At 53.6% G+C, this 9,871-nt stretch carries 6 protein-coding genes; 3 read left to right on the plus strand and 3 right to left on the minus strand.

The annotated features are described in order from the left end of the window. Window positions 1-958: 958 nt before the first annotated feature. From ACP5D4_RS19540 to ACP5D4_RS19550, 3 genes are all read left to right on the plus strand, one after another. Complete coding sequence (locus ACP5D4_RS19540; RefSeq protein WP_428013288.1) at window positions 959-2,536, plus strand: pentapeptide repeat-containing protein; 1,578 nt, start codon at window positions 959-961, stop codon at window positions 2,534-2,536. Between the two features lie 120 nt (window positions 2,537-2,656). After that, the gene (locus ACP5D4_RS19545) at window positions 2,657-4,225 is read left to right on the plus strand and encodes a pentapeptide repeat-containing protein (RefSeq protein ID WP_428013289.1); all 1,569 of its coding nucleotides are present in this window, start codon (window positions 2,657-2,659) and stop codon (window positions 4,223-4,225) included. A 135-nt stretch (window positions 4,226-4,360) separates the two neighbouring features. Beyond that, window positions 4,361-5,914, plus strand: a complete 1,554-nt coding sequence (locus tag ACP5D4_RS19550) for a helicase C-terminal domain-containing protein (RefSeq protein WP_428013290.1) — start codon at window positions 4,361-4,363, stop codon at window positions 5,912-5,914. Window positions 5,915-6,060: 146 nt separating this feature from the next. Here ACP5D4_RS19550 and ACP5D4_RS19555 read toward each other — a convergent pair whose 3' ends face one another. The 3 genes from ACP5D4_RS19555 to ACP5D4_RS19565 form a co-directional block, all read right to left on the minus strand. Then, entirely contained in the window at window positions 6,061-6,789 is a 729-nt protein-coding gene (locus ACP5D4_RS19555; protein ID WP_428013291.1) for a heme oxygenase (biliverdin-producing), read from the minus strand. A 313-nt stretch (window positions 6,790-7,102) separates the two neighbouring features. After that, window positions 7,103-8,401 carry a nitrogenase cofactor biosynthesis protein NifB gene (gene nifB, locus ACP5D4_RS19560; protein ID WP_428013292.1) on the minus strand — a complete coding sequence of 433 codons (1,299 nt, stop codon included), beginning with the start codon at window positions 8,399-8,401 and terminating at the stop codon, window positions 7,103-7,105. 139 nt (window positions 8,402-8,540) lie between these two features. After that, the coding region (locus ACP5D4_RS19565; RefSeq protein WP_428013293.1) for a nitrogenase component 1 at window positions 8,541-9,871 on the minus strand (1,331 nt) is incomplete at its 5' end.

Here is a 9,871-nt window from a genome sequence, read left to right on the forward strand (position 1 = left end):
CTACTCCACTTGCCACGATTGTCAATACCTGCTTCTTCTTGCGGTGACTAATTACTTATAAAGCAAAAATTAGATTTTATTAATTTTGGTTAATTTTTATAAAACAACGAACAAATCGGATTTTTTAAGGGTTAAGATTAAGTGGAAACGCTCTTATTTTTAATTGAAATACTTTATTTTGAGGGCGATCGATAGCCCGAAATCTATCTTTTTATCTTCCAGATTTTATATTCCAGATTGTAGATTTATTATGAAAGCCAAGGGGTGCATCTCACTTGGGCAAAAAGATAAGTTTGCGGTAGGTTGGGGGGAGCGATAGCGAAACCCAACAACAGCTCAATTCAGTGTAGAGACTCCGATCTGATAAATTTACATGGTTGAGATGCCGCCAATGCAAATCTTTTATTGAAGTTTAAATATATAGCAATCCTAAGTCAATTGTGGCAATTCATAGAAGTGAAACTCAAGATCGAACGAAGATCGGATTGTCTCTAGATCTGTCTCTAGATCCCCGGCATCTTGGAGATGCCGGGGATCTAGCACAGCCCTGGATCGATCGGGGATTTGGCCACGAATCATTTCCTATGGCTATAGAATAAGATATAATTTAATAAATTCAAAAATAATTATTCGATCGCTCCATTTTTAAACTGTAGCTTTTGACGGTTTCGAGACCGTTAGCGCCCATCAACGGGCGATCGACACCCCCGATATTCCATGGGGTATTTTAGCGAGGGAATGGCATCGAGGGGAAAAATTGAGACTCGATCGCAAGGGCGAGACGAGACGCTCTGTGAGGGAGGTTCTCGATCGCTTTGGCTCGATCGACCGCCTACGGGGGTCGAATTTCTCGTGTACGATCGGCATTAAACGGAATACGGGATTTGCCCCACCCTCGACGGGATCGACCCTCTCTGTCAGCTATCGTCGAAGGGGGAAAGAGCATCAGGACGGCGTTATGGAAGCAGAAGAACTCTTACGAAAATACGCGACGGGTGTACGACGGTTTATCGGCGTCAACCTCAGCGAAGCCAACCTCAGCCAAGCCAATCTCCCCCGCGTCAACCTGCGAAACGCCTGTTTGAGCGTCGCGAACCTCAGCGGGGCGAACCTGACGCGGGCGAACCTCAAAGGGGCGAAACTCAACGTCGCCAAACTCAGCAGCAGCAACCTGCGAGGCGCCAACCTACGAGACGCCGATCTCAACGTCGCCAACCTGATTCGCGCTGATTTGAGCGGCGCCGATCTCTCTCGCGCTTCCCTGATTCGCACGGAAATGCTGCGGGCGGATTTGAGCGGTACGGATTTGCGGGGCGCCAACCTCAGCGGGGCGATGCTCAAAGAAGCCAAGCTTCCCCACGCCAACTTCCAAGGTGCCAACCTCAGCGAAGTCGATCTCAGTTACGCTCAGATGCGGGGGGCGAACCTGGAACAAGCCACGTTTCGCCGCACCAATCTGCGCTGGGCGGATTTGAGCGGGGCGAGTTTGCGAAACGCCGAACTCCGACAAGTCAAACTCAGCGGGGCGAAACTCATCGAAGCCGACTTGCGCGGGGCGAACCTGCGTTGGGCGGATTTGAGTGGGGCGAACCTGTCGGGAGCGGATTTGAGCGGGGCGAAATTGAGCGGGGCGAACCTGTCGGGGGCGGATTTGAGCGGGGCGAACTTGCTGGATGCGAGTTTGGTGTACGCGGATTTGACGCGATCGAACCTGATGGGCGTCGATTGGATGGGAGCGGATTTGAGCGGGGCGACGCTGACGGGGGCGAAACTGCATGGAGTCTCTCGCTTCGGACTCAAAAGCGAGGGGACGGTTTGCGAGTGGGTGGATTTGAGCGCCAACGGCGACGGAACTCATATTCAACGGTTTTCCTCGGAACAGGTGACGGATTTTTTCAACGAATCCCTTCCGACGGTGCGAATTCTCGTGGATATGGTTCTCGATCCCGCCTCTCATGTGGCGCTGGCGGAAATTTACTATCGCATCGCCCGTCACTATCCCCTGTTGAAGCGATCGCCCAATATCGAAGTCACCGATCGCCGTACCGTCATCACCTTTCGCCTCGACAACGATACGCAACTGTTTCCAATGGCTTACATCGTCGTGTTACCCTTTCGAGATGCGAAGGTGACGCAAACGAACATCAAAAACTTGGTGCAACTGCTACAAACCAAAGAACGGGAAAGTTTAGAAGCTGGACAACTGCGCTATATAGAACGGTTGCGAGGGGCGTTCAACCAAGCCATCGAGCGCGCCAACGCCATTCGCAACGTGGAAACCCAGTGGTTCGATCGCGATACCGGACGGGATTTTTTCAACACCCCCACCCACATCATCCTCTCCAACTCGAAAAATCAAACCCTAGAAGTTCAACACCATCCGAAATTTGGCAAACAACGACTGCAAGCGGCTGAAAGTAAAAATTCTCTCGATTCCAGCCTCTCCGAAGCCTGTACTCACACGCTCCCTCCTCCCTTTGTCATTTTCGACTTTGTCAAAATCTCTAGCCCTGCCCTCGACGCCGATCGCTTGTAGCTGCGTAACTTCAAACCGTACAATGGCTTTGGGAGCCGCGATCAATCGATCGCGTCCTTTTGTTTGGGGTGCTGCATTCAATACGAGGGTGAAATCCGAACGTCGCGAGGAGAGTTGGTTATGACACTCAAAGAACTACTGGAACGATACGCCGCCGGAGAGCGAGACTTCGGCGCGATCGTGCTGAGTGAAGCCAACCTCAGCCGCATCGACTTGCGCGACGCCAACCTCAGCCACGCTATTTTGAGTATCGCCAACCTCAGCGGCGCCAATCTGGGCGGGGCGAACCTCAGCTACGCCAAAATGAACGTCACCCGTTTGAGCGGTGCCAACCTCGTGCGGGCGAACCTGCGGGGGACGATTCTCAACGTCGCTAACATGATTCGCGCCAACCTCAGCCACGCTGACTTAAAGGAAGCCGCCCTGATTCGGGCGGAAATGATTCGCGCCAACCTCAGCCAAGCGGATTTGACGGGGGCGAACCTCAACGCCGCCGACTTACGAGAGTCTACGTTGCGCCAAACGGATTTGAGCGGCGCCAACCTCAACGAATCGGATTTACGAGGAAGTTCCCTGGTGGCGGCGATTCTCGTCAACGCCAACCTCATCGGAACGGATTTCAGCAAAGCGGATTTGAGCGGGGCGGATTTGAGCAATTGCGAGTTACGTCACGCTCGCCTTCACCGCGCCAACCTCAGCGGCGCCAGCCTGCGGGGGGCGAACCTGCGCTGGGCGGATTTGAGCGGGGCCAACTTGCGCTGGGCGGATTTGAGCGAGGCGAAATTGAGCGGGGCGAACCTCATTGGGGCGAACCTCAGTTGCGCCAATTTGCTCAATACCAGTTTCGTCCACGCCGATCTCACTCAGTCAAATTTGATTCGCGCTGATTGGGAAGGAGCGGATTTGAGCGGGGCGATTTTGACGGGAACGAAACTTTACGGCGTGGCGCGGTTTAACCTGACGACGGAAGGGATGAGTTGCGATTGGCTCGATGTCAGTCCCAACGGCGATCACAGCCAAATCGTGCGGTTCGATCGCGAGAATTTCGAGCGGTTTTTCAATCAAACGCCCCCCACGGTGCAAATCGCGATCGATACGCCCATCGACAGCGCGGCGATGTTGGCGTTGACGAATCTGTACCACCAACTCGGGGAACAATATCCCGATATGGGACAACCACCGAGTATTGAAGTGGGGTATCGCCGCACGACGCTGACGTTCCGCGTCGAGAGCGACGAAATGTTGTTTCCCACGGCGTTCGTGGCGGTTTTACCGTTTAAGGACGCCGACAACACGCAAAAAACGATTTTGAATTTGGTGCGCTTGGTACAAACGAAGAGTCAGGACGTTTTGGGGGTTAAAGCGGCTAATCAAGCGGCGAAACTCAGCGTGGCGATCATGCAGCGCCTCCGCAAAGTCAGTAATTTGAAATGTCCTGTGTTGTCGGACCCTGACGCCAGCCAGTTGGAGTTTTTCCAAGCGTCGACGCAAACCTCGATTTCCAATTCCAGCGATCGAACCCTGACGGTGTTTAGCAATCCCACGTTTGGGAAGCGCTTTTTCAATGCGGCGGAACTGGGAATTCCCATGAGTGCGCTGTCCTCGCAGCGGGCGCAGGTGGTGTTACCGTCGTTGTCTGAAATCCTCAATTTCGTGCAAGGATTTTATTCGTTCGACGAAGTTCGCTAAGGTCGAGATGGGAACGCAGGCGATCTGACCTCGCGATCGCCCCTCGAGAAACGAGAGCGATAACCCTAGGTTCGAGTCCTTTGGTGCGAGTCGGGTCGATCGATCGTTGTTTTTTCTATTTTTCGCATCGGTTTTGTGATTGAAGCTGAAGTTCACACCGCCCTGAGAGCGTTTTTACGAGAGTCCGGCGATCGCTGGCCGCACCATTTGACGATGGCGCGGTTGGTGGCGCGGGCCTTGCGCTTGGGACGAGACGCCCTGATTCAAACGGGGGTGTTTCCCGCCTCGGAAGAACGCTACGCCCTCAGTTATCTCATGCCGATGTTACTCTGGCCCGGCGGCGCGATCGCTATCGCCTCGGAATCCGTTCGCAAGCGGTTGCTGTCGGTGGAAATCCCCCAATTGCAGCAGTGGTTGGATTCGCCAACAGGGTTAGATTTACCGAAAACCTTAGATTCGCCGAAAACCGTCGTCGAGGGCGATCGCTGGCCCGGCGAGGACTTTCACGGCTTGCTGCTAACGTCTCCTCAAGCCTGGTTGGAGTCCAAAACCACCGATTCAGGGCGGTTTCCCCCTGGAATTCCCACCCTCCTCGACGGCGCCGACGATTGGGAACAGTGGACGCGCCAATTTCTCACCGCCCGCCTCGAACCGGGAGACTGGGGGGCGTTGATGGAGGCTCGCCCCCAATACGCCGAGAAGATTCGCGACATCCGCGTTCGGCTCACTAAATCGGTGTTCGATCGACCCGCAAACCCTTACGGCGGCGGGCTGCTGCATACCGAAGAGCGGGGATGGTTGCGCCAACTTACCGCCGAACCCGACGCAATTCCCAAGCCCTGGCGTCAGTTCGGACAGCGGTTGCGATCGCGCCACAGTTTCGTCTGGGCCGATATCGATCGCCAAGAAGGTCAGTTTTCCCTCTATTGCAGTCCGGCGGAAGTCTCCGGCGCCCTACGCCCCCTGTGGACGCAACAACCGACAGTCTTTGTCGGCGGGGCTTTGGGGGTCGATCGCGACGCCTTCAGCTTTCGCCAGCGGTTGGGAATCGAAGATCTCACCTGCGTCAAATTTTCCCCCGATCGCCAGCATTCCTTCGTCCACCTCTACGCCCCCGAAGGGCTTCCCCTTCCCAACACGCCGCAATTCCGCGACGCCCTCCTCGAGGAGTTACATACCCTCATCCGCATCAGCAGCAGCCATACCAGCAGCGAGTCCGAGGAAGAGGATCTCATCGTTATTGTCGTCGGGGACGTTCCCCTCAGAGCGATCGTGGGCGCCACCCTGGCCGCCGAATTCGGCTCTCGCGTCCGCGTCGATAACCCCGTTCGCGTCTCCCGAGGAATTCTCGTCACCGGATGGGAGTTTTGGCGAGAACACCAGAGCGAGTTTCCACCCCCGAAACTGTTCGCGATCGCCACTCTTCCCTTCCCATCTCTCGAAGATCCCCTAGTCGCGGGGCGCGTCGCCTACTACAAACAATTACGAAAAGACTGGTTTCGCCTGTATCTCCTTCCAACGGCGTTAGGAGAACTTCAGAGATCGATCGCCTCCGTTCGCAACGATCGAGGAGTTGTGGCGCTTCTCGACGTGCGAGCCATCTATCGCAGTTACGGAAAACAAATCTTTTCCGCCCTCAGTCCCTGCGCCCGCATCAGTTCCCCCGAAGCCGGGTTGTTCGAGCCGTGATGGGGAGATGATGGGATGATGAGATGATGGGATGATGAGATGATGGGATGATGGGATGATGGGATGATGAGATGATGGGGTGATGGGGTGATGGGATGATGTGAAATTATCTCCCTCTTTCCCTCTCTCCCCATCACATCATCACATTAACCCGCAGCAGCGGCTTGCTCTTCCGCTTCCGTGGAACCGCGCGTGCGACGGCGAGTTAAGGCGTTGAAGAGCATTTGACCGATCGCTTTAATCAAGCTACCTTCGAGTTCTTCAAACATCGCCATATTCAGCTTGAAAGCATCGTTGGCTTCGTCTACGATGCGATCGGCCGTGGCTTCGTCGATGGGCAGATCGTTCATCGCCTGACGATACTCGTTTTTAAACGCTTTCTCGTCGGGAATCTCTTGGAAGTCGTAAAACGCCGTTCCTTGGCCGTCTTGCAACCCCATCGCTTGTTGGGCGATTTTTTTGAGGACTTGACCGCCCGAGAGATCGCCCAAATAACGAGTGTAGCAGTGGGCTAACAACAGTTCCGGTTCTTCGTTAGACACCTGACGGATGCGAGCCACATACGCTTTTCCCGCTTCCGAAGGCGCCACCGTTTCGCGCCAGTCCGACCCGAAATAGAAACTCAAATCTTGCTCTAAGCTCGATTTTCGGTTGAGTTGCGGATAGTAAACGTTCGACAAAATTGGATGGTTGCGATGGCGTTCCATCTCTTCTTCCATCGCCGAATAGACAAAGTAAAAGTTGGCGGCAAGTTTACGGTACGAGTTTTTCTCGACCGTCCCTTTCAAGAAACATTTGATAAAGCCAACGTTTTCGGCCATGGTGTGGGACTTCTTCGTCCCTTCTCGAAGTTTCGTCGCGAGGTTACTACTCATACTAAAGAAAAGATTGCTATAATTTACAGTTTGCTTGAATTCGGCGTATCGAGCTTTACCAACCCATTGGGGACGAGCGCCTAATTTGTTACCTTAAACTGATTTCATGAGAATTGTTGTTAAGAATTTTTAACTCATTGAAACAAATTTTACAAAAATGTTATTAAAACTGTATCGGTGTATAACGAAAAATATATAAATTTAACGTATTTTCCCATCCCCTCATCTCCCGATCGGGGGCGGTGCGTGACGCGGAAACACCACATTGACCTGATTTCAGCCACATTCCCTAGCCGCGTCACACACCCAACCATCAGCCGCAACCGGTGCCGTCGCCGCGACATCCGGCGGAAACGGTGGTTTTACCGCCGCCACATTCGGATTTTTGGCGTTTGGGTTTCAGTTTCGAGACATCTTCCCCAGCGTAAACAGCTTGCAACGCCATTTCGATAAAACTGTTAGTTTCAACGGGCATAATTCCCGATTTCACGAGAATTCGACGGGGCGTCGTTCCGATACCGCTGGTTAACACGGCGCGACAGTCTTTAAGAATACCTGCTAACTGTTTCCACCGCTCGAATCCTTGTCCCGGTGTCGGTGCGTTGCGTTCTTCGACGAAAGCAAATCCGGTATCTGTTTGTTGCCAAATTTGTAAGGTTTGGGATTCGCCGAGATGTTGGTTGACGAGTAAGCCTTCCATCGAAGTAACAGCGACGTAAGGGCGATCGATCTGGTGTTTGGGAACCGCACTGCGAGAACAGGCGACGAGACAGCCGTGAAACTCGCTCGATCGATCCTCTCCCAGTAACCCCACCGCATCAGCGCGGCATCGGGTACAGTGGCGCATTTGCGGCAAATATCGCTCGCAAGCCTTGCGAATTTGCGCCATGTAAATCGCATCCGGTTCTCCCAAAGATTCAAACGGCGTTTCTGGGGTGGGATACATCGCCATCGCGTTGAACAAATCCACCCCCAACTCGGCCATTTTCTTCGCCACATCCACAATATGCGTGTCGTTAATGCCCGGTAACACGATGCAATTGGCTTTGACGACAACTCCCGCCGCTTTGAGAGCGCGAATTGCCGAAAGTTGGCGTTCTAAAAGGAGTTCTGCCCCTTTTTTGCCCTGCAACGCCCGCGTTCCGTCCCGAACCCAACGGTAGACGTGGCGCGTAATCTCGGGATCGACGGCGTTAATCGTGACGGTCACGTGGCTGACGCCGATTTCTGCGATTTCTTCGACGTATTCCGGTTTGAGTCCCAGTCCGTTCGTCGCCAAACAGAGAATCAAATCGGGATATTGTTGGCGCAGCAGACGCATGGTTCCGAGGGTTTCTTCGGGGTTGGCGAAAGGATCGCCGGGTCCTGCAATTCCCGCGACGGTGATTCTCGGTTCCGCTTCGAGAACCTTGTCCATATAGACAACGGCTTGTTCGGGAGACAGTACCGTACTGGTGACGCCGGGACGACTTTCGTTGACGCAATCGTATTTGCGGTTGCAATAGTTGCACTGTACGTTACATTTCGGCGCAACGGGGAGGTGAACCCGTCCGAACTGTCCCTTAACGCGGGGGTTGAAACAGGGATGTTGTTCGTAATTGATGGTGGTCATGGCTGGTGATTGAGAATTGAGAATTGACAAGGGATAATTGATGGAGAATCGATGGATGGGCTTGTGGGGGCGGTGCGTGACGATCGATCGGTTTCAGGTTCGACACCCGATTTTTCAAGTCACGCACCCTACGGCTACATCACAAATAGCCGTATCCAACGGGAGAGTCGGCTTGTTTTTTCTCGATAACGGCGTTGACTATACGATCGAGTAAGTTTTGGGTACCGCGATAGCCCAGATGAAGAATGCGCTGTCCGCCGAATCGATCGTGAATGGGGAATCCGGCGCGAATCAGGGGGATGTTGTGCGATCGCGCCAGGGGATAGCCTTTACTGGTTCCCACGAGCATATCGGGGTGAAGACAGTCGATTTCGGCGGCGATTTCGTAGAAGTCCACCCCTTCCCGTACCACGGGCGGCACTTTTAAAATGTCAGACGTTACCGCTTCGATCGCCCCTTGTAACTGTCCGCTTTTACCACCCGAAGCACACAACACTGGCTGCATTCCCACTTCCGATAAAAACGACGTCAACGCCACCACCAAATCTTCTTCCCCATAAACAACGACGCGCTTTCCAAACAGATATTTGTGACAGTCCACATAAGCATCGACGAGCCGTCCCCGTTCTCGATCGTGTTTAGCAGGAGTGGGACAGTTGAAGACGGTTTCCAGAGTTTCAAAGAAGCGATCGCTCTCCCGCAAACCAATCGGCATTCCCAGAGAATATAACGGCACCCCAAAACGTTTCGCCAATCCTTTACCGCCCGTATTCGATGCACCCGATAAAACCCGACCAAATTCCAAAGTCGCGTGAGCGCGTCCCATGCTGCCAATCGCATTGAGAGAAGTTCCCCCCTCCGGAATCTTTTCATAGTCCGTTTGTGCGGGAGCGTCGAGGGTATCGGAGAAGTCCGGAAGCAACGTCACCGGAAGTTTAAAATCCTCCAGAACCTCTCGCAAATACCGCAAATCCGCCGGAGAAACCAACCCTGGAAGCAGGTTAACCGCATTAGCCGGAGCGTTCCCTTTATCCGAAGCCAGTTGTTCCACGACCGAACAAACCGTAGCGTGAAATCCTTCCATGTGCGTGCCGCTATAGCTGGGCGTCGAAACGCGAATTAGCGTCGGAAGGGGATGGTCTTCGCCGAATTCTTTCTGAAATTCATTCAGCAACATCGGAATATCGTCGCCGATAGTTTCCGTCAAACAAGTGGTGGCAATTCCCACCACTTTCGCCCCGTATTTTTCGATGACGTTGAGAATGCCTTTCTTCAGATTCGGACCGCCGCCATAAACCGCGTGTTTTTCGCTTAACGACGAGGAGGCGATGTCAATAGGTTCGCGGAAGTGACTGATAATGTAGCGGCGCATATAGGTGGCGCATCCTTGAGAACCGTGGAGGTAAGGAACGCACCCTTCAATGCCGCGAAACGCCAAACAAGCCCCCAGGGGTTTGCAGAGTTTACAGG

This window comes from Baaleninema sp., from assembly GCF_049974805.1.
GTDB lineage: Bacteria > Cyanobacteriota > Cyanobacteriia > Cyanobacteriales > Geitlerinemataceae > Baaleninema.

Coding starts and splice junctions, on each gene's coding strand:
- ACP5D4_RS19540 (WP_428013288.1), top strand. CDS start 959: ATGGAAGCAGAAGAACTCTTACGAAAATACGCGACGGGTGTACGACGG.
- ACP5D4_RS19545 (WP_428013289.1), top strand. CDS start 2,657: ATGACACTCAAAGAACTACTGGAACGATACGCCGCCGGAGAGCGAGAC.
- nifB (WP_428013292.1), bottom strand. CDS start 8,401: ATGACCACCATCAATTACGAACAACATCCCTGTTTCAACCCCCGCGTT.
- ACP5D4_RS19555 (WP_428013291.1), bottom strand. CDS start 6,789: ATGAGTAGTAACCTCGCGACGAAACTTCGAGAAGGGACGAAGAAGTCC.